The organism is Mesorhizobium sp. P2_D1 (assembly GCF_056404455.1).
On the sequence record NZ_JBFUDZ010000026.1, the window covers coordinates 62,774 to 80,785 of the forward strand.

Genomic DNA, 18,012 nt, shown 5'->3' on the forward strand with positions numbered 1-18,012 from the left:
TTCGCTGCCTGCCCGGCGCCTCAGTGCGCGAAAACCTGCTCCAGTGAGCGAAAGCCCTTGAATTCCAGCGCATTGCCCGAGGGATCGCGGATGAACAGCGTCGCCTGTTCGCCGGGCTCGCCCTTGAAGCGGACCATTGGCCGTTCCAGCCAGTCGATGTCGCCGCGCGCCTCCAGCCGCGTCGCCAGCCGCTGCCAGTCGTCCATCAAGAGCACGGCGCCGAAATGGGGGATCGGCACGACGATGCCGTCGACCTTGCCGTCACTGACGGCTGGCATGGCCTGTGGCCGCAGATGCGCCGACATCTGGTGGCCGTAAAGATCGAAATCGACCCAGGTCGCCGATGAGCGGCCGATCGCACAACCCAGCACCTCGCCATAGAAAAAGCGAGTTTCATCGAGATCACGGACCGGGAAGGCGAGATGGAAAGGCGTCATCGAAAATGCTCCGAGCGGGCTGCGGACCGGGTTACCATGCCTCGGTTCGAGATCTGAACCGTGAACCGATGCATTTTGATTGAAGCCTATGCCATTGCACAAGCCGGACCGGAACAATAGATGGTGGCTGCGGCCAAAGCTCGCCGCGCCAGCAGGATCACGCGCATGACCGATATCACAGATGCAGCAAAATTGACCGACCGTGTCGCGGCTCTGGTCGAAGCTGCCAAGAAGGCTGGCGCCGACGCCGCCGATGCGGTGGCCGTGCGCAGCCGCTCGACCGGTGTGTCGGTGCGGCTCGGCAAGGTCGAGGGCACCGAATCGGCCGAGAGCGAGGATGTCTCGCTACGCGTCTTCGTCGATGGGCGTGTGGCCAGCGTCTCGGCAACCGCAGCATCCGATCCTGCAACCCTAGCCGAGCGTGCCGTGGCGATGGCGAAAGTGTCGCCACAGGACCCCTATCAGGGGCTGGCCGACCCGGCATTGCTGGTGAAACAGACGCGCGATCTCGACCTGTTCGACGCCACCGAGGTGTCGGCCGATCAAATGAAGGAAGCGGCACTTGCGGCGGAAGCGGCGGCCCTTGCCGTCAAGGGCGTGACCAATTCGGCCGGCGCCAGCGCCGGTGCCGGCCTCGGCGGCTTGGTGCTGGCCACCTCGCACGGCTTCCTCGGCCACTATGTCGGGTCGCGTTTCTCGCGCTCGGCCAGCGTCATTGCTGGCGAGGGCACTGGCATGGAGCGCGACTATGAATTCTCCTCGCGCCAGCATTTTGCCGATCTCGATGCGCCTGAAGACATCGGCCGCAAGGCCGGCGAACGTGCCGTGCGCCGTATCGGCGCGCGCAAGGCGGCGACCGGGCCGATTGACGTTGTGTTCGACCCGCGCGTCGCGCGCGGCATCGCCGGCCATCTTGCCGGCGCCATCAACGGCGCCTCGGTCGCGCGCAAGACGTCGTTCCTGCGCGACATGATGGGCAAGCAGGTGGCCGCCTCCGCGATCACCATCACCGACGAGCCGCTCAGGCAGCGTGGCCAGGCCTCGCGTCCGTTCGATGGCGAAGGCATCGAGGGCGAGAAGCTGTTCATGGTCGAAAAAGGCGTGCTCAACCACTGGTTCCTGTCGACATCGGCCGCGCGCGAGCTTGGTCTCGTCACCAATGGGCGCGGTTCGCGCGGCGGCTCGTCCGTCTCGCCGTCCTCGACCAATCTCGCCATCGAACCCGGCGAACGGTCGCCCGAGGATTTGATCAAATCGCTCAAGACCGGCTTCTACGTCACCGAGGTGTTCGGCCAGGGCGTCGACATGGTCACCGGCGAATACAGCCGTGGCGCCTCCGGCTTCTGGATCGAAAATGGTGCGCTGGCCTATCCCGTCGCCGAGGTCACCATCGCCTCGAACCTGAAGACCATGTTCCTCAACATGGTGGCGGCTGATGACCTCGACCGGAATTTCGGCACCGCCGCCCCCACGCTTCTGATCGAAGGCATGACCCTTGCCGGAGCATGACCTGATCTCTGCCAGTGCTACCGAGGATTTGCCTTTGCTGCGCGATGCCGCCCGCGAGGCCGGGGTCATCGCCATGCGCTACTTCGGCAACAACCCGCAAGTCTGGATGAAGGGCGGCACATCGCCGGTCAGCGAAGCCGACCATGCCGCCGACGCCTATTTGCGCCAGACGCTGCTTGCGGCGCGGCCCGACTATGGCTGGCTGTCGGAAGAAACAGCCGACGATCCGGTGCGGCTTTCGGCGCGCCGCACCTTCGTCGTCGACCCGATCGACGGCACGCGCGGCTTCCTGGAAGGCCAGCGCACCTGGTGCGTCAGCGTTGCCGTCGTCGAGCGTGGCCGCACGCTTGCCGGCGTGCTGGAATGCCCGGCGATGAACGAGACCTATTGGGCGCTGCCCGGACAGGGCGCCTTCCGCAACGGCAAGCGCATCGCGGTGCGCAAGCTGGCGGATACGGCCGAGATTTCCGGGCTGAAGCAGTTGACCGACCTGATGCCGACCGACTGGCAGGCGCGACTGAAGCGGGCGCCCTACAGCCCGTCGCTCGCCTATCGGCTGGCCATGATCGCCAATGGCGCGCTCGATGCCACTTTCGTCAAGCCGAACGCGCATGACTGGGATATTGCCGCCGCCGATCTCATTTTGCGCGAGGCCGGCGGCCAGTTGCTCGACCGGCATGGCCGCGCCCCGCTCTATGCCGGCGAGGTGACCCGCCACGGCGCGCTCGCCGCCGGCAGCGGTGAACTGCTGGCCGTGCTCGCCGGCGTCATTGCCGGGCTGGATGGGTGAAAGCGTTTTCGAAGGTTCCAAAGTCGACGGCTTTGGTCTAGACCTGTCACAAACTCACGATATGTGAAGGACCGACATGGCCGCGGAAGACGGAAAAAAGCAGCTTTTGCACCTGGTGTTCGGTGGCGAACTGACGAAGCTTGGCGGCACCGAGTTCCGCGATCTCGACGGGCTCGACATCGTCGGCATCTATCCGGACTATCAATCCGCGCGCACGGCGTGGAAAGCCAAAGCGCAGGCCAGCGTGGACAATGCCCACATGCGTTATTTCGTCGTTCATCTGCACCGGCTGCTGGACCCCGACAACAAGGCTGTCGGTTGACCTCGATGGAGCAAGACCTGGCGAAAGAGCCAGCCACTGAGCCCACGCCCGTGCGCAGGGGCCGCAGCCGCACGACCAAGGCTTTCTGGCGCAGGATTCGCGAACCGCTGGCGCAGTCGCGATTCGTCAAGAACGCCATCGCCAGCCTGTTCGCCCAGTTTGTGCGGTTGGTGCGCATGACCAATCGCGTCGTCGATGGGTCGGCGCGGTTTTCGAGCAGCGCCTATGCCGAATTCGAGCCCGGCATCATCGCCCTGTGGCACGGCCAGCACCTGTTGACCCCAGCCTATTATCCCAGGCGCAAGCCGCTGGTCGCGATGGTCTCGCGCAGCGCCGATGCCGAGCTTAACGCGCTGATGCTGGGGAAATTTGGCATCGAGGCGGTGCGCGGTTCGGGCGGGCGTGACAATGCCAGGCATCTCGACAAGGGCGGGGCAAAGGCGCTCATCGCCCTGAAAAAGTCGCTCGCCGCCGGCAAGAACGTCGCCATGATCGCCGACATTCCCCACGGCACGCCGCGTGACGCGGGACTTGGTATCGTTCTTCTGGCACGCCTCTCCGGTCGGCCTCTGCTGCCCGTCGCCATCACCACCAGCCGCCGCAAGGTGCTGGAGAAGAGCTGGGACAAGACCACCATCAACCTGCCGTTCGGCCGCTCGTCGATCGTCATCGGCGCGCCGATCTTCGTGCCGATCGGCGCCGACGAGGCCGAAATGGAGCGCAAGCGCCAGGAAATCACGGTCGCGCTCAACGCCGCGACTGCCGAGGCCTACCGTCTCGTGGATGGTCCGCGATGAGCGGTCGCTGGGCGCGAACCATGTTGACGGCATACCGTTTCGCCGGTGCCGCCGCCTATCCGCTGGTCGGGCCCTATGTCGCTTGGCGCACCTCGCGCGGCAAGGAAGACCGCAGCCGCCGCCGCGAGCGCTACGGCGTCGCCGGCCGACCACGCCCCGAGGGGCCGATGATCTGGATCCATGCGGCGAGCGTCGGTGAGACCCTGGCCGTCGTGCCACTGGTCGAAAGCATACTCGATTACGGCGTCAACATTGTGCTGACGACCGGCACGGTGACCTCGGCGCAGGTCGTCGACGAGCGGCTCGGCGATCGCATCATCCACCAATATGTGCCGCTCGACCTCAAGCCGGCGGTCAGCCGGTTTCTCGATCACTGGCAGCCGGATCTGGCGATCATCGCCGAATCCGAGATCTGGCCGATGACCATTCTTGAGCTTGGCGCGCGCCGCGTGCCGCAGGTGCTGGTCAACGGCAGGCTGTCCGACCGTTCGTTCACCTCGTGGAAGAAACGGGCCAACATCGCCGAGGCGCTGTTCGAGAATCTCGCCCACGTCGTTGCCCAGTCCGATGTCGATGGCGAGCGCTTCCTTGCGCTCGGCGCCCGCCCGGTGACAGTGTCGGGCAACCTCAAGGTCGATACCTTGCCGCCGCCTGTCGACGAACGAGTGCTGGCGACGCTGCGGCGTCAGATCGGCGCCCGCCCGACCTGGGCGGCGATCTCGACCCATGATGGCGAAGAGGTGGTCGCCGCCGAGGTCCATGCGACGCTGCACAAACGCCATCATGGTCTTTTGACCATCGTCGTTCCGCGCCATCCCGATCGCGCCGAGGCGCTTGCCGCACAGATTTCGGGCATGGGCCTGACGGTCGCGCGGCGCAGCACGGGCGACCGGATCGCCGCCGACACCGACATCCTGCTCGGCGACACGATCGGCGAGATGGGGCTCTATCTCAGGCTGACCGAAATCGCCTTTGTCGGCCGCTCGCTGACCTCGGAAGGCGGCCAGAACCCGCTCGAGCCGGCCATGCTCGACACGGCGGTACTCGCCGGCCGCAATGTGCAGAATTTTCGCGAGGCCTACCAGCGCCTGCTCGACAGCGGCGGCGCCAAGCTTGTGCGCGATCGCGACATGTTGGCCGGCGCTGTCAATTTCCTGCTGACCAACGAAGTGGCGCGTCACGAAATGATGGCTGCGGGCGTGGCAACCGTCGACGAGATGCGCGGCGCGCTGGCGCGCACGCTGAAATCGCTCGAACCCTACATCCAGCCGCTGGTCATCAAGTCGCGCCTGAAGGGCGCGAACGGGCGCTAAGGTGGCTTCCGAAGCACCACCATTCTGGTGGGAAAAGCCGGACTGGCGGGTCCTGGCACTGTCGCCGCTGTCGGCCATCTATGCGCTCGTCGCCGGCCGCGGCATGCGGCGCGCCCGGCGCGAGAAGATCGAGGCGCCGGTCCTGTGCATCGGCAACTTCACCGTCGGCGGCACCGGCAAGACTCCGGTGGCGATCGCCTTGGCCGAACAGGCCAAGCGCATGCAGCTCAAACCCGGTTTCCTGTCACGCGGCCATGGCGGCTCGTTCGCCGAGCCGCATGTCGTCGATGCCCATCATGACAGCGCCAGGCATGTCGGCGACGAGCCGCTGCTCCTGGCCGAACACGCGCCGGTGGCGGTGACGCCGAACCGCGCCGCCGGCGCCCGGCTGCTGCTGGAAAGGCATGGCTGCGATTTCCTGATCATGGACGATGGTTTCCAGAGCGCGCGCATCCACATCGATTATGCGCTGGTGGTCGTCGACGCGCGCTACGGCATCGGCAATGGCCGCGTCATTCCGGGCGGTCCGCTCCGGGCCAGGATCGTCGACCAGCTGGTCTTCACCAGCGGGTTGTTGAAGATGGGCGAGGGCACCGCCGCCGACGCGGTGGTCCGCCAGGCGGCACGCGCCGCCCGGCCGATCTTCGAGGCCCACACCGAACCGAGCAGCAAGCAGGGGCTTGCCGGCAAGCGGTTCCTGGCTTTCGCCGGCATCGGCCATCCCGAAAAATTCTTCGACACGGTGCGCGAGGCCGGCGGCGAACTGGCCTTGACGCGACCGTTTCCGGACCATCATTTCTATGGCGAGGACGAGCTCGCCGAACTGGTAGCGACGGCACGCGCCGAAGGGCTCGGCCTCATCACCACGGCCAAGGACGCGGCCCGGCTGCGGCATGGCGCCCCACAGGACTTTCTCGACCGGCTCGAGGTCCTGGCAATCGACACGGTTTTCGAGCTCGATCGCGTGCCCGAACGCATCATCGACGAAACGCTGGATGCCTGGCGTCAACGAAAGCTGAAGGGCTGATCGAGCAACAATCATTAAGCCAGAACGGCTTTGGCGCGGAGGGTGGAATGGTCAGTTTGCAGGCGCTCTTTGTCGGTTGTGCCCTTGCGGCGGTCGCAAACCCATCTTCGGCGCAAACATCCACCACGACTGACACTGAATTTCTGGTCTCGGTCACCGGTGCGGACGGTGTTGCCCACATTGAGCACTCAAACGTTGTTCCGCTTATTGCTGATCGCGCCTGCTATGAATGGCGCATACGGCTGGGGCTGGGCGACAAGTTGGTATCGGCGACGGAGGTGTTCACTCTTCCCGCAGTCCCGAAGCAGTGGGGTGGCATAGACGGAAACGAGTATAGCTCGAGCAAGATATCGAGTGATCGGAAAGTCTCCGAGACCACCTTGTTCTATAAGCCGAAAGACGGATGGATCTCGCATGGCTGGTGCGTGGCCGAGGGCGACCCGACTGGGCGGTATTCCATCAAGGTGCTCATTGGTGATCGCCTTATCCACGAATTCGAGTTCAGAGTCGAAAACGTGCCGGCATCCTCAACGCCGTAGCGCTGCGGACTATCAGGCAAATCAGATTTTCGAGACCTAGCGCCGGCTGCGTAGCTCCGGCTGCACTTCGATTTCGCGGCGCAGCGAAGCGGCAGCGTTGATGTAGGGCTCTTGCCTGGCGACGCTCCAGTATTTCAACTCATCGAGCGGGATGCTTTCGCCGGTCACCGCGCAGCGCACGAAAGCGCCCGGGCTGGTAACCTGGAAGTCGCCATCGAGATAGCGGATACGGGCTTCCTTGCCGCCAGGGCCTTCGAAACGGTTCATCATGCAGCGGCGCCGAGGTTCATGAGGATTTCATCGCCACAAATTGGCGGCTAGGTCAAGCATGTGACAAGCCTGAGACAATGCTGCCCCCTTATTCTTGGGCGGAAAATGCTGTTGTCGGGGCACCATGGACATTTCCTCCGCTCGTCTTGCCGCCTTGCTCAGGGAAGCGATGACGCCGCAGGCCGTGCCGTCGGCAAAGGCCGATCCGGTCAAAACGGCACTGGTGAAGGCGCTGGTGGCGCCGCCGGCGCCTTCAGGCGCACCCGTGCGACCCGTGGCGACACCGACTTTGCCGGTGCTGTCGCAGGCGACAGCGATAAGAGCGCAGCAGACGGCCTCGGCCGAAATAATCCAGGCCTATCTGGCACTCGCGGAACCGGGCGGAGAAGCAGCCGGCGATGCCATACCGGTGGCCAATGCAGCGAGGAGGCCAACTGGCAGCGACACTGTGCAGCGTGGCTTGGCGGTGCCTTTGGCAAGGGGCGATGAGCGTGCCCCGGAAAGGCCGGCGATCTTGCCATGGCTACCGCTTCTCGCATCCGAGCTGTTGCCGCTGCGCCGCACCCCAGCCAGCAATGCCGTGGCCAGGCGAGAACGTGCAACCGCCGGGCCGAGCGAAGCGGCCAGGCCTGAAAACAGGCGGACGAGTGTCGGGCTGATGTCGCTGACTGCCGGGCTGCTGGCGGCGGCGGTCGTCGGGTTCGTTCTGGTGGTGCTGCGCTAACCCTCAGCCTCGATAAAGGCTTCCATCTTTTCCGATGCAAGTCCTGCCTGCACCGCAATACGGCGCGCCAGTTCTGCCGCTGCCGCACGTGGCCGTCCCATCGGTCGGTCGAGCCAGTAGGACACCGGATTGAGCGCGGTGCGCTCGTCGACGGCGGTGATGCGTCCGGCCTTCAATTGATGCCCGGTCAGGGGTGGGCGCGCCAGCGCGATGCCGAGCCCATAGGCTGCGGCATCGAGCACCAGATTGTAGTCCTCGAAGCGCCGGTCCTGCGGGCGCGGGCGGTAATCCATGCCTTGCGCGGCAAACCATGCACGCCAGGCCGAAGCATCGGAATCGTTGATCAGTGGAAATTTGAGCAGCCGGGCAGGGTCGCCACGGCCGATCTCGCGGGCAAGCTCGGGCGATGCGACGGGAAAAACATGTTCCTCGAAAAGCTGCACCGAGACGCGACCCGGAATGCCGCCGCGTCCACAGCGGATCGACAGATCGATGCCCTCATCGGCAAGGTCGGCCTGGCGGATATCGACGTCGAGCACGATGCGCAGCTTGGACGGATTGTTCTCCAGCGCCGCCATGCGCGGCATCAGCCACAGCCCGCTGACCGAAGGGATCGAGGTCAGGCGCACCACCGCGGTGCCGCGCGGCTCGACCCAGCGGTCGGAATGGGTCGATATCAGCGCGAAGGCTTCCGCCGTGCGCAGATGCAGGCGGTTGCCTTCGATCGTCAGCGAGACACCGCGCGCGCCGCGATCGAACACTTTCAGCCCCAGCCAGTCCTCGAGCTTGGCGATCTGCCGGCTGACGGCGCCGTGGGTGATGTTGAGCTTTTCAGCTGCCGCCGAAAAGCTGCCCGTCCGCGCCGCCGCGTCGAACGCGCGCAGCGTTTCGAGCGGCACCATTGTGTCTGAGCTGTGATCCATAGTCACAGCTGATCCTCGATTTGGTCGTTTGTCAACTGGCCCGAAAAGGCGTTTTCTGCATTTCAGGGCACGAGAATCACGAGGACAGTGAGATGAGCGCAATGACCAGCACGTTGAATCCGACACAACGGATGGACACCACGGCAGCCATCGCGGTGGCGCTCACGGTGGTCGGCTGGGCCTCTGCCTTTCCGGCTATCCGCGCTGGCCTTGCCGCCTTCGGGCCCCTGGAACTCGGCGCGCTGCGCTTTGCCATCGCCGCGGTGCCGGCGGCGATCTTCCTCGCCGTCAAGCGTCCGGCGCTGCCGAGGCTGGATGAATTGTGGCGCCTGGCCTTTGGCGGTGCCATCTTCGTGGCGCTGTACACGGCAATGCTCAATTTCGGCGAACTGACCGTCTCGGCCGGCGCTGCCGGCTTCATCATCAATGTCAGCCCGATCTTCACCGCCATCATGGCGATGGCGCTGCTTGGCGAACGCTTCTCCGGCACGGCATGGGTTGGCACTGCCATTTCCTTCGCCGGCATCGGCATCATCGCCATCGGCGATGGGGACGGCCTGCATTTCAACGCCGGGGCGCTGCTGGTGCTGGGTTCGGCGCTTTGCTCGGCCGTCAACACCATCGTCCAGAAGCCGCTCTTCGCCCGCCACCACCCGCTGACCATTTCGGCCTCGAACATGATACTTGGCGCTCTCTGCCTGTCGCCGTTCCTGCCGAGCGGCCTCGCGCAGGCAGCGGTCGCCGAAACGGCCGGCCTTGGCGCCGTCATCTTTCTCGGCATCGTGCCCAGCCTGATCGCCTATGCCGCCTGGGCGACCGCGCTGTCGCGCCTGCCGGCTGCACGTGCGTCGAACTTCCTCTATCTGGTATCGCCCATGTCAGCCCTGATCGGCTTCTTCTGGCTGGGCGAAGTGCCGACGCTGCTCGGCATGCTTGGTGGCGCACTGGCGCTGGGCGGCGTCATCGTGGTGAACTTGAAGAGGTGATGCGAGCGGTACTTGACTGTTGGCGGCGTACTCAGCTGACTAGAGATACGGGCACCAGCAGCGAGTTGTGAATGCCGAGGACGTTTTTTCGGGACGCGTCGACGTTTCGCCCGATCGCGATCGGTTACGGCAGCTGTATCGCTGCTGACCGGATCACTGTGGATGGCGCGCAAGTCGGCTATCTCTACCGCGAAACGCCAGATCATCCGACCGACAGCGGTTGGCGCTTTTTTGCCGGTGATGAATCTGACGAGTACGCTGACAACCCAGATAATTTTGGCTTGTACGATGTCAATACAATCGCGAATTACGACCCGCTGATAGCGACTTGCTTAGAAGCTCCTTTCGGAACTGCCTTTTTTAGAGTCGATGGAAAATTCGTCCGTGAGAAGTTCGAACCTCCGGGCGAAGTATAAGTCGGCCACTACCTCTACCGCCTCCCAAACAGCCTCTCGATATCCGCGAGCTTGAGTTCGATATAGGTTGGCCGCCCATGGTTGCAGGTGCCGGAGCCGGGTGTCGCCTCCATCTGGCGCAGCAGCGCGTTCATCTCCTCGGCCTTGAGCAGGCGGCCGGAGCGAACCGAGCCGTGGCAGGCCATGGTGGCCGCGATCTTGTCCAGCCGCTCCTTCAGCGTGTCGACCGTGTCGTTGTCGGCGATCTCGTCGGCAAGGTCGCGCACCAGTTGCTGGACATTGGTCTCGCCCAGCATCGACGGCGTCTCGCGCACCGCGACCGCACCCGGGCCGAAACGCTCGACGCCAAGTCCAAAGCGGGCCAGCGTCTCGGAATGCATCGCCAGCCGTTCGGCGTCTTCTTCCGGCAGGTCGRCGATTTCCGGCAACAACAGCATCTGTGATGGCACCGCGCGCGAATGCAGCGCGTTCTTCAGCGCCTCATAGACCAGCCGCTCATGCGCGGCATGCTGGTCGACGATGATGAGCGAATCCCTGGTCTGCGCAACGATATAGTTCTCATGCACCTGAGCGCGTGCCGCACCCAACACCGCGCCAAGCAGCGTCTCGGCCGCTTCGCTCTGCCCGGCGCGTGCATCGACGCTGGTCAGCGGGCCGGCATCGAAGGCCGCCTGCTCATTTTCGCCCAAGCCGTGCTGGCCGGGGCCCTCGAAACCCGCCCCTTCGAACCCCATGTCGAGCGGCCGCTGCGGCGAGCGCGTCGGATCAAAGCCGGCTGGGCCGGAGGCATGGTAGGATGCTTCATAGCTGCGGTGGCCATTGGCCGGCCCGCCGTGGCCGTAGGATGCCGCACCAGGCCGGAACGCCGCCATCATGCCGGCAGCGCCCGTGGTGGCTGCGCGGATGCCGGCATCCGCGAGCGCTTGCCGGACAGCGCCGACGATCAGCCCGCGCACCAGTCCGGGATCGCGGAAGCGCACATCGGCCTTGGCCGGATGGACGTTGACATCGACGACGGCCGGATCGAGCGTCAGGAACAGCACAGTCACCGCATGGCGGTCGCGCGGCAGGACATCCGCGAAGGCGCCGCGTATGGCGCCGGCAATCAGCTTGTCGCGCACCGGCCTGCCATTGACATAGGCATATTGCTGCAGCGCGTTGGCGCGGGTGAAGGACGGGATCGACACGTGACCGGTCAGACGCACGCCTTCGCGCATCGCGTCGATGGCAATGGAATTGTCCGGAAACTCGGCGCCCATCACCTGGGCGACGCGGCGCAGGCTACCTTCCGGACTGTCGTCCGTCGCCGGCAATTCCAGGGTCGAGCGATCCGAACCCGCCAATGTGAAGCGCACGGCGGGGAAGGCGATGGCGATGCGCTTGACCACGTCGCTGGTAGCCGAGCTTTCCGCGCGCTCGCCCTTCATGAATTTCAGTCGGGCGGGAGTGGCGAAGAACAGGTCGCGCACTTCGACCGAGGTGCCGCGGTTGGCTGCCGCCGGCCTGACGGGCAAGACGCGGCCGCCCTCGATGCCGATCTCGGCGGCGCTGTCGCTTGTTGCTGTCCGCGAACGGATCGACAGCCGCGACACCGAGCCGATCGACGGCAGCGCCTCGCCGCGAAAGCCCAGCGAACGAATGTCGTTGATGTCCGCGGTGAGCTTGGAGGTGCAGTGACGTGCGATCGCCAGCGCCAGCTCCGGCTCGGGAATGCCGGAGCCGTCATCGGTGACGCGGATCAGGTTCAGCCCGCCGCCGGCGGTGACGATCTCGACCTTGCCGGCACCGGCATCGAGCGCATTCTCGACCAGTTCCTTGACCACGCTTGCCGGACGCTCGATGACTTCGCCGGCGGCGATCTGGTTGATCATCGTTTCGGAAAGCTGGCGAATGGGCATGGAGATACTATAGGCGGATTCGGGGGGCGCGGGAGAGGCAATATCGCGAGGTCGGTGGATCAAGTTGCGGTGCGGATTTCACGCACGCCCTTGTGTAGCCGCCGGCGCAACAGATTGCGCAGCGTCACCCCGTCGCCATAGCCGACCTTCGCGGCGATCTCATCGACACTGTCGGATGTGGTCTTCAACAAATGGACAGCCTGCTCTACCCGCAGATCCTGAAAATAGGACAGCGGTGTCTTGCCAAGCACATCGTTGACCCGCCGCGACAGCGTGCGCTTGCTGGCTCCCAGTGCCGCGGCCGCTTCGTCTAGGTTGAAGCCGGCTGCGAGATGGCCGCGCGCCCATCGCTCGAAACGCTCGACCAGCGGGTTCGAATGGGCGAGATGGTCCGAGATGGCATAGGCCGACTGCAGCGGCCGGCTGTCGACGATCAGATATTTGGCGGTCAGCGCCGCAAGTTCCGGGCTTGTCTGGCGAATGACCATCAGAGCGAGGTCGATGTGGCCGAGTGCTGCTCCGGCGGTTGCGAACTGCCCGTCATTGATCAGCATGCGCGAGGCATCGAGCCGCACTTGCGGGTAGCGTTGCCGGAACATCGGTGCCAGCCACCAGGTCGTGGTTGACGGCCGACGGTCGAGCAGGCCGGTTTCCGCCAGGATGAAAGTACCGATACAGGCCGCCCCGATGCGCGCGCCGGCATCGGCGGCAGCCCGCAATGCCTTGGTCGCCTTGGCAATGTCGCTTCGCTTCAGCGCCTCGCCAAGCGGGCCGGGCATCTTCTGGCCGATCGCGGGGATCACCAGCCAGTCGGGCTCGGGCTCGCTGCCCATCGAGACGACCGGCACCTGAAGGCCCTGCGCGGTGTGGACCATGTCGCTCACCCCGACAATGGTCACGGCGAAACAGCCGGGCGGGGATGCCAGCATTCCTGCCAGCTCATTGGCGGTGCCGAACACGTCGAGCATCGTGGCCAGCCCGGTGTCGAAGACGCCATCAAGCGCGAGGACGGAAATGTTCATGGCAATAATGATATCAAAGATGTCATTTTTGCCAATACGCTTTCCGGTTCGATGCTGCGACTGTCGTTTCGATGGCCGCCTTGGCCGCACAACGACGAGGAGAAGACAAATGATCAAACTTGCATTGTTCGCACGCTTCGAAGCCAAGCCCGGCAAGGAGAAGGATGTCGCCGCGTTCCTCAACACCGGGCTGCAACTGGCCAATCGGGAAGCCAGGACCCCGATCTGGTTCGCCCTGCAGCTCTCGCCAAGCGTCTTCGGCGTGTTCGATGCCTTTCACGACGAAGCAGGGCGGCAGGCACATCTCACCGGCGAGATTGCCAAGGCGCTGATGGCCAATGCCGAAACGCTGTTCGTTGGCCCGCCGACCATCGACAAGATCGACGTGCTCGGCCTCAAGAACGACGGCTTGGTCTGATCCTTTCGGCGGAACGCAATCCGGTCACGCGCCGGGTTGCGCTGGCGAGCCTACGCCTGCGCCACCAGCCAATCTCTTACCTTGCGCGCATTGTCGCTGAGCTCGCGGTTCTTTGGCCAGATGACGTAGAATCCGATGCCGGTCCTCAGCACATGATCCGTCACCGGCACCAACAGGCCTGATGCCACGAGGCGCTCGACGAGATGCCGCCAGCCGAGCGAGATGCCTTGTCCCTCCATGACCGCCTGAATCACCAAGGCATAATCATTGATGCGCAACCCGCGCTCGGCATTACGGAGGCTGGTTCCGGCTGCCGCGAACCATTCGTCCCAGTTCGGGGCCTCGCGGTAGGGCTCCTCGAGATGGATGAGCCGATGCATGGCGAGTTCGGCGACAGTCTCTGGCAACCCAAACTTCGCCAGGTAGCTGGGGCCCGCGACCGGGAAGATCTCCTCGTCTGCAAGCAACAGCGAATGATAGTCCGGCCAGTCGCGCGGCACGCCGCCGCGCACGCCGAGCGGGATGCCCTCGGCGATGATATCGAGGTCGCGGTCGGCGGTCTGGATACGCAGGTCAACGCCCGGCAGTTCGTCGCGGAATTGCTGTAGGCGCGGCATCATCCAGAACGAGCCAAAGGCGGTCGAGGCGGCCAGCGTCACATGGCCGCCGGTCGCCTGCAGGCGCAGATCCTCCGCCGACTTGCGGATATGCGACAGCCCGAGCGAGACGTCGGCGTGGAAGCGCTCGCCGGCCTCCGTCAGGAGAACCTGGCGGTGGCGGCGCTGGAAGAGCTTGGCGCCGAGCTGTTCCTCCAGCCCGCGCACGGCGTAGGATACGGCCGCCTGCGTCATGCCGAGCTCGCGCCCGGCGGCGGTGAAGCTCGACAGCCGGCCGGCCGCCTCGAAGACGATCAGGCTGCCGGCGGAGGGCAGCAGGTGGCGCAGGCTTCGCATAAGGAGAGTTTATACAAGAGATCAGGATTTTCCAGCGTCACAGCTATATTCCGTCTCGCTAAGTTGACGGGCTGTTGGAGGGATGAGTTGCCATGAATGAACCGGCCGTTGCAGTGACCGAACACGCCAACCGCAGAAGCGGCGGTCGCTTGGGGCGCAAGGCGATACGCGGCGCTCCCATAGCCTCGTTTCCTACGCTGGTGCGCCAGATCCCCGCCTATCAGATGGTGCCTGACGAGGCGGTGGAGTTGATCCACCAGGAATCGCTCTTGATCCTCGAAGAGGTCGGTTGTGAATTCCGCGACGATGAGGCGATCGCCCTGTGGAAGGCTGCCGGAGCCGATGTATCCGAGACGCGCGTCCGCATCGACCGTGCGCTCTTGATGGAGTTGGTCTCGAAGGTCCCGCCGGAATTCACCCTCAATGCTCGCAACCCCGAGCGTACCGTCCGCGTCGGCGGCAAGAATTCCATCTTCGTGCCGATGTATGGCGCGCCCTATGTGCGCGACCTCGACAACAACAGGCGGTACGGTTCGCTCGCCGACCTCAGCAATTTTCACAAGCTCGCCTACATGGCGCCGGCGCTGCACTCGTCGAGCTCGGTCATCTGCGAGCCGATGGAAATTGCGGTGCCCAAGCGTCACCTCCACATCATCCATTCGGCGCTGAAGCACTCCGACAAGCCGTTCATGGGCATTGTCACCTCGAAGGAACGCGCCGAAGACACGATGGCGATGGCCGGCATCGTCTTCGGCGAAGAGTTCGTCCGCGACAACCCGGTGCTTGTATCGATCACCAATTGCAACTCACCGCTGGTGTGGGACGCCACCATGCTGGACGCCATGAAGGTCTATGCGCGCAACAACCAGCCGTTGATCCTGGCGCCCTTCGCGCTGTGCGGCGCCTCGACTTCGGCCTCTGCCGTCGGCGCGGTGGCGCAAGTCAATGCAGAAGCACTCGCTGGCGTCGCCTTCACGCAGCTCCTGCGTCCGGGGTCGCCGCAGATCTACGGCCAGTTCATGGTGACGGTCGACATGAAGACCGGAGCGCCGATGGGCGGCACGCCGGAGGCCGCCCAGATGATGTACCTGATGGGCGCGCTGGCGCGGAAATACCGGCTGCCTTGGCGCACGTCCGGCTTCCATGTCGGCTCGAAGCTCAATGACGCCCAGGCCGGCTACGAGGCGAACATGCTGATGCACGCCGCCATCCTCGCCGGCGCCAACTACATCTGGCACTCGGCCGGATGGCTGGAGGCGGGGCTCACCTGCGGCTATTCGAAATTCGCCACCGACTGCGAGCAGCTTATCGGCTGGTACAAATATGCAGGCGGCCTTCCGTTCGACGATTTCAAGGAAGCGATGGCCGCGATCCGCGAGGTGGGGCCGCAGGGCCATTTCCTCGGCACCCAGCACACGCTCGAACATTTCGAGTCCGCTTTCTTCATGCCCACCATCATGGACTTCAATTCGTACGAACAGTGGAAGGCCGAAGGCGCGAAGGACCACGACACGCGCGGCCGCGAGAAGGCGCGCAACATGCTGGCCGACTATGAGGAGCCGAAGCTCGACGAGGGCATCGCCGAGGGACTTAAGGATTTTATCGCGCGGCGTGAGGAAAAACTGCCGAACAGCGTTAGTTGATGTGACAGGCGAAGACCTGACGGAACAACCAAGGGAGGAAAACATGACGCTCTTCAGAAGCAATGGCGACCGCGTGCCGGGCGCTATCGAGACAATGGCGAAAGAGACGCGTGCAGGCCGCATGGACCGGCGCGAATTCCTGGCGCTGGCCAGCGCCTTCGGCGCGTCGACGGCTTTCGCCTATGGCATGATCGGCCTTGCCGCGCCGACAAAGGCTCTGGCCGATGAACCGAAAAAGGGTGGAACGCTGCATGTCGCGATGTCGGTCAAGGCGCAGAAGGATCCGCGCACCTATGACTGGACCGAGATGGCAAACGTCACCCGTTGTTGGCTGGAGCCGCTCGTCCGCTATACGCACCAGTTCACTTTCGAGCCGGTCCTGCTCGAAAGCTGGGACGTCAATGACGACGCCACCGAATACACCCTGCATCTGCGCAAAGGCATCACCTGGAACAACGGTGACGCCTTCAACGCTGATGACGTGGTCTCCAATCTGAACCGCTGGTGCGAGAAGGGTGCTTCCGGCAATTCCATGGCGGCACGCGTCGGCGCGCTGATCGACACAAAGACCGGCAAGGCCAGGGATGGCGCTATCATCAAGGTCGATGACCTCACGGTCAAGCTGAAGCTGACCGAACCCGACATCGCGATCATACCGGGCTTCACCGACTATCCGGCGCTGGTCGTGCATCGCGACTTCGATAAGGATGGCGCCGACCCGATCAAGAAGCCGATCGGTACCGGACCTTTCGAGTTGGTGTCTTATGCAGTGGGTTCGAAGGCGATCGTCAAGCGCCGCGAGAACGGCAAGTGGTGGGGTGGTGAAACGCCGCTCGACGGTGTCGAGTTCATCGACTACGGCACCGACTTCAACGCCACGCTGAATGCCTTCGAATCTGGCGAGATCGACCTCGATTTCGAAACGCCGGCCGACTTCATCGACGCCCTCGACAAGATGGATCTGGTGAAATCGGAGGTGGCGACGGCGACCACGCTCGTTGCCCGCACCAACATCACCCACAAGCCCTATGACGACCAGCGGGTGCGCAATGCGCTGCAGATGGCCGTCGACAACAACGCCGTCATGCAACTCGGCTACGCCGGGCTCGGCACGGTTGGCGAGAACCACCACGTCGCCCCGATCCATCCCGAATACTATCCGCTGCCCAAGAAGACACGCGATACCGCCGCCGCCAAGAAGCTGATGGCGGATGCCGGGCAGGCCGACTTCGAGCACGAGCTGATCACCGTCGAGGACGAATGGCAGAAGAACACCGGCGATGCGATCGCCGGCCAATTGCGCGATGCCGGCATCAAGGTGAAGCGTACGGTGCTGCCAGGCTCGACCTTCTGGAACGACTGGACGAAGTATCCGTACTCGATGACCATCTGGTACATGCGGCCGCTGGGCGTCCAGGTGCTGGCGCTCGGCTATCGCTCGGGCGAGGCCTGGAACGAAACGGCCTATGCCAACCCCGATTTCGACGCCAAGCTAAAGCAGGCGCTTTCGTTGGCCGATCCTGCCAAGCGCAAGGAGGTGATGAAGGACGTCGAGCAGATCCTGCAGGATTCCGGCGTCATCATCCAGCCGTTCTGGCAGAAGCTCTACTGCCACATGAGCAAGAAGGTGAAGAACTACGGAATGCACCAGACCTACGAAATGGACTTCCAGAACGTTTGGCTGGACGCCTGATTTAACTCCCGAGACCTACAAGCAAATGCCGCCGGCACCTATGACAAAGGTGCCGGCGGCCCGCAAATCACTGGCAAGCAATTGGCGCAGGCAAAATGTCCGACGACGAGATCATCCTTTCCGAACTTTCCGACGACGAGTTGGTGCAGCAGATGCACGACGATCTCTATGACGGGCTGAAGGAAGAGATCGAGGAAGGCACCAACATCCTGCTCGAGCGCGGCTGGGCGCCTTACAAGGTGCTGACCGAAGCGCTGGTCGAAGGCATGCGCATCGTCGGCGAGGATTTTCGCGACGGCATCCTGTTCGTTCCCGAAGTGCTGTTGTCGGCC

Annotated in this window: 20 protein-coding genes; 14 read left to right on the forward strand and 6 right to left on the reverse strand. The window is 64.1% G+C overall.

The features are described from left to right. Positions 1-20 precede the first annotated feature (20 nt). Entirely contained in the window at positions 21-437 is a 417-nt protein-coding gene (locus AC1D0I_RS19415) for a VOC family protein (protein ID WP_477306046.1), read from the reverse strand. A 165-nt stretch (positions 438-602) separates the two neighbouring features. Here AC1D0I_RS19415 and AC1D0I_RS19420 point away from each other — a divergent pair, with 165 nt between their 5' ends. From AC1D0I_RS19420 to AC1D0I_RS19450, 7 genes are all read left to right on the forward strand, one after another. Then, entirely contained in the window at positions 603-1,946 is a 1,344-nt protein-coding gene (locus AC1D0I_RS19420) for a TldD/PmbA family protein (RefSeq protein WP_477306048.1), read from the forward strand. After that, complete coding sequence (locus tag AC1D0I_RS19425; RefSeq protein ID WP_477306050.1) at positions 1,933-2,736, forward strand: 3'(2'),5'-bisphosphate nucleotidase CysQ; 804 nt, start codon at positions 1,933-1,935, stop codon at positions 2,734-2,736. Before AC1D0I_RS19420 ends, AC1D0I_RS19425 begins: the two co-directional genes overlap by 14 nt. 76 nt (positions 2,737-2,812) lie before the next feature. Continuing rightward, positions 2,813-3,058 carry a DUF4170 domain-containing protein gene (locus AC1D0I_RS19430; RefSeq protein ID WP_477306052.1) on the forward strand — a complete coding sequence of 82 codons (246 nt, stop codon included), beginning with the start codon at positions 2,813-2,815 and terminating at the stop codon, positions 3,056-3,058. A gap of 5 nt (positions 3,059-3,063) precedes the next feature. Next, complete coding sequence (locus AC1D0I_RS19435) at positions 3,064-3,855, forward strand: lysophospholipid acyltransferase family protein (RefSeq protein WP_477397071.1); 792 nt, start codon at positions 3,064-3,066, stop codon at positions 3,853-3,855. After that, complete coding sequence (waaA, locus tag AC1D0I_RS19440) at positions 3,852-5,168, forward strand: lipid IV(A) 3-deoxy-D-manno-octulosonic acid transferase (protein WP_184871010.1); 1,317 nt, start codon at positions 3,852-3,854, stop codon at positions 5,166-5,168. The genes AC1D0I_RS19435 and waaA overlap by 4 nt, the downstream gene beginning before the upstream one ends. A gap of 1 nt (position 5,169) precedes the next feature. Then, on the forward strand, positions 5,170-6,195 hold the full coding sequence (gene lpxK / locus AC1D0I_RS19445) for a tetraacyldisaccharide 4'-kinase (protein WP_477397073.1): 1,026 nt from the start codon (positions 5,170-5,172) through the stop codon (positions 6,193-6,195). A 47-nt stretch (positions 6,196-6,242) separates the two neighbouring features. After that, positions 6,243-6,734: a hypothetical protein gene (locus AC1D0I_RS19450; protein ID WP_477397074.1), complete on the forward strand. Its 492-nt coding sequence runs from the start codon at positions 6,243-6,245 to the stop codon at positions 6,732-6,734. A gap of 36 nt (positions 6,735-6,770) precedes the next feature. Here the strand turns inward: AC1D0I_RS19450 and AC1D0I_RS19455 are convergent, their stop codons facing one another. Further along, complete coding sequence (locus AC1D0I_RS19455) at positions 6,771-7,004, reverse strand: DUF2093 domain-containing protein (RefSeq protein ID WP_095085946.1); 234 nt, start codon at positions 7,002-7,004, stop codon at positions 6,771-6,773. Positions 7,005-7,128: 124 nt separating this feature from the next. Here AC1D0I_RS19455 and AC1D0I_RS19460 point away from each other — a divergent pair, with 124 nt between their 5' ends. Continuing rightward, positions 7,129-7,728 (forward strand): hypothetical protein, encoded by a 600-nt coding sequence (locus AC1D0I_RS19460; RefSeq protein WP_477397076.1) that lies wholly within the window; start codon positions 7,129-7,131, stop codon positions 7,726-7,728. Here AC1D0I_RS19460 and AC1D0I_RS19465 read toward each other — a convergent pair. Then, the gene (locus AC1D0I_RS19465; RefSeq protein ID WP_477226393.1) at positions 7,725-8,651 is read right to left on the reverse strand and encodes a LysR family transcriptional regulator; all 927 of its coding nucleotides are present in this window, start codon (positions 8,649-8,651) and stop codon (positions 7,725-7,727) included. The two genes, AC1D0I_RS19460 and AC1D0I_RS19465, sit on opposite strands and share 4 nt — an antisense overlap. 92 nt (positions 8,652-8,743) lie before the next feature. Here AC1D0I_RS19465 and AC1D0I_RS19470 point away from each other — a divergent pair, with 92 nt between their 5' ends. Further along, positions 8,744-9,637, forward strand: a complete 894-nt coding sequence (locus tag AC1D0I_RS19470; protein ID WP_477397078.1) for a DMT family transporter — start codon at positions 8,744-8,746, stop codon at positions 9,635-9,637. Positions 9,638-9,708: 71 nt separating this feature from the next. Further along, positions 9,709-10,053, forward strand: a complete 345-nt coding sequence (locus tag AC1D0I_RS19475) for a DUF2185 domain-containing protein (RefSeq protein WP_477397080.1) — start codon at positions 9,709-9,711, stop codon at positions 10,051-10,053. A gap of 14 nt (positions 10,054-10,067) precedes the next feature. Here the strand turns inward: AC1D0I_RS19475 and mutL are convergent, their stop codons facing one another. Both mutL and AC1D0I_RS19485 read right to left on the reverse strand, forming a co-directional pair. Then, positions 10,068-11,951: a DNA mismatch repair endonuclease MutL gene (gene mutL, locus AC1D0I_RS19480; RefSeq protein WP_477397081.1), complete on the reverse strand. Its 1,884-nt coding sequence runs from the start codon at positions 11,949-11,951 to the stop codon at positions 10,068-10,070. A gap of 59 nt (positions 11,952-12,010) precedes the next feature. After that, on the reverse strand, positions 12,011-12,973 hold the full coding sequence (locus AC1D0I_RS19485) for a GlxA family transcriptional regulator (protein WP_477397083.1): 963 nt from the start codon (positions 12,971-12,973) through the stop codon (positions 12,011-12,013). Positions 12,974-13,082: 109 nt separating this feature from the next. On the opposite strand from AC1D0I_RS19485, the gene AC1D0I_RS19490 reads away from it, so the two are divergent. Beyond that, positions 13,083-13,391: a putative quinol monooxygenase gene (locus AC1D0I_RS19490; protein ID WP_477397085.1), complete on the forward strand. Its 309-nt coding sequence runs from the start codon at positions 13,083-13,085 to the stop codon at positions 13,389-13,391. A 50-nt stretch (positions 13,392-13,441) separates the two neighbouring features. Here AC1D0I_RS19490 and AC1D0I_RS19495 read toward each other — a convergent pair whose 3' ends face one another. Continuing rightward, complete coding sequence (locus tag AC1D0I_RS19495; protein ID WP_477397086.1) at positions 13,442-14,344, reverse strand: LysR substrate-binding domain-containing protein; 903 nt, start codon at positions 14,342-14,344, stop codon at positions 13,442-13,444. A gap of 92 nt (positions 14,345-14,436) precedes the next feature. On the opposite strand from AC1D0I_RS19495, the gene AC1D0I_RS19500 reads away from it, so the two are divergent. The 3 genes from AC1D0I_RS19500 to AC1D0I_RS19510 all read left to right on the forward strand — a co-directional run. Next, positions 14,437-15,987 carry a trimethylamine methyltransferase family protein gene (locus AC1D0I_RS19500; protein WP_477226400.1) on the forward strand — a complete coding sequence of 517 codons (1,551 nt, stop codon included), beginning with the start codon at positions 14,437-14,439 and terminating at the stop codon, positions 15,985-15,987. Between the two features lie 43 nt (positions 15,988-16,030). Further along, positions 16,031-17,680, forward strand: a complete 1,650-nt coding sequence (locus AC1D0I_RS19505; protein ID WP_477397088.1) for an ABC transporter substrate-binding protein — start codon at positions 16,031-16,033, stop codon at positions 17,678-17,680. Positions 17,681-17,775: 95 nt separating this feature from the next. After that, positions 17,776-18,012: B12-binding domain-containing protein (locus AC1D0I_RS19510; RefSeq protein ID WP_477397089.1), on the forward strand; the 237-nt coding region annotated here is incomplete at its 3' end.

Coding starts and splice junctions, on each gene's coding strand:
- AC1D0I_RS19415 (WP_477306046.1), bottom strand. CDS start 437: ATGACGCCTTTCCATCTCGCCTTCCCGGTCCGTGATCTCGATGAAACT.
- AC1D0I_RS19430 (WP_477306052.1), top strand. CDS start 2,813: ATGGCCGCGGAAGACGGAAAAAAGCAGCTTTTGCACCTGGTGTTCGGT.
- AC1D0I_RS19490 (WP_477397085.1), top strand. CDS start 13,083: ATGATCAAACTTGCATTGTTCGCACGCTTCGAAGCCAAGCCCGGCAAG.
- AC1D0I_RS19475 (WP_477397080.1), top strand. CDS start 9,709: ATGCCGAGGACGTTTTTTCGGGACGCGTCGACGTTTCGCCCGATCGCG.
- AC1D0I_RS19465 (WP_477226393.1), bottom strand. CDS start 8,651: ATGGATCACAGCTCAGACACAATGGTGCCGCTCGAAACGCTGCGCGCG.
- AC1D0I_RS19455 (WP_095085946.1), bottom strand. CDS start 7,004: ATGATGAACCGTTTCGAAGGCCCTGGCGGCAAGGAAGCCCGTATCCGC.
- AC1D0I_RS19500 (WP_477226400.1), top strand. CDS start 14,437: ATGAATGAACCGGCCGTTGCAGTGACCGAACACGCCAACCGCAGAAGC.
- AC1D0I_RS19485 (WP_477397083.1), bottom strand. CDS start 12,973: ATGAACATTTCCGTCCTCGCGCTTGATGGCGTCTTCGACACCGGGCTG.
- AC1D0I_RS19460 (WP_477397076.1), top strand. CDS start 7,129: ATGGACATTTCCTCCGCTCGTCTTGCCGCCTTGCTCAGGGAAGCGATG.
- waaA (WP_184871010.1), top strand. CDS start 3,852: ATGAGCGGTCGCTGGGCGCGAACCATGTTGACGGCATACCGTTTCGCC.
- AC1D0I_RS19495 (WP_477397086.1), bottom strand. CDS start 14,344: ATGCGAAGCCTGCGCCACCTGCTGCCCTCCGCCGGCAGCCTGATCGTC.
- AC1D0I_RS19420 (WP_477306048.1), top strand. CDS start 603: ATGACCGATATCACAGATGCAGCAAAATTGACCGACCGTGTCGCGGCT.
- AC1D0I_RS19505 (WP_477397088.1), top strand. CDS start 16,031: ATGACGCTCTTCAGAAGCAATGGCGACCGCGTGCCGGGCGCTATCGAG.
- AC1D0I_RS19435 (WP_477397071.1), top strand. CDS start 3,064: ATGGAGCAAGACCTGGCGAAAGAGCCAGCCACTGAGCCCACGCCCGTG.
- AC1D0I_RS19470 (WP_477397078.1), top strand. CDS start 8,744: ATGAGCGCAATGACCAGCACGTTGAATCCGACACAACGGATGGACACC.
- AC1D0I_RS19450 (WP_477397074.1), top strand. CDS start 6,243: ATGGTCAGTTTGCAGGCGCTCTTTGTCGGTTGTGCCCTTGCGGCGGTC.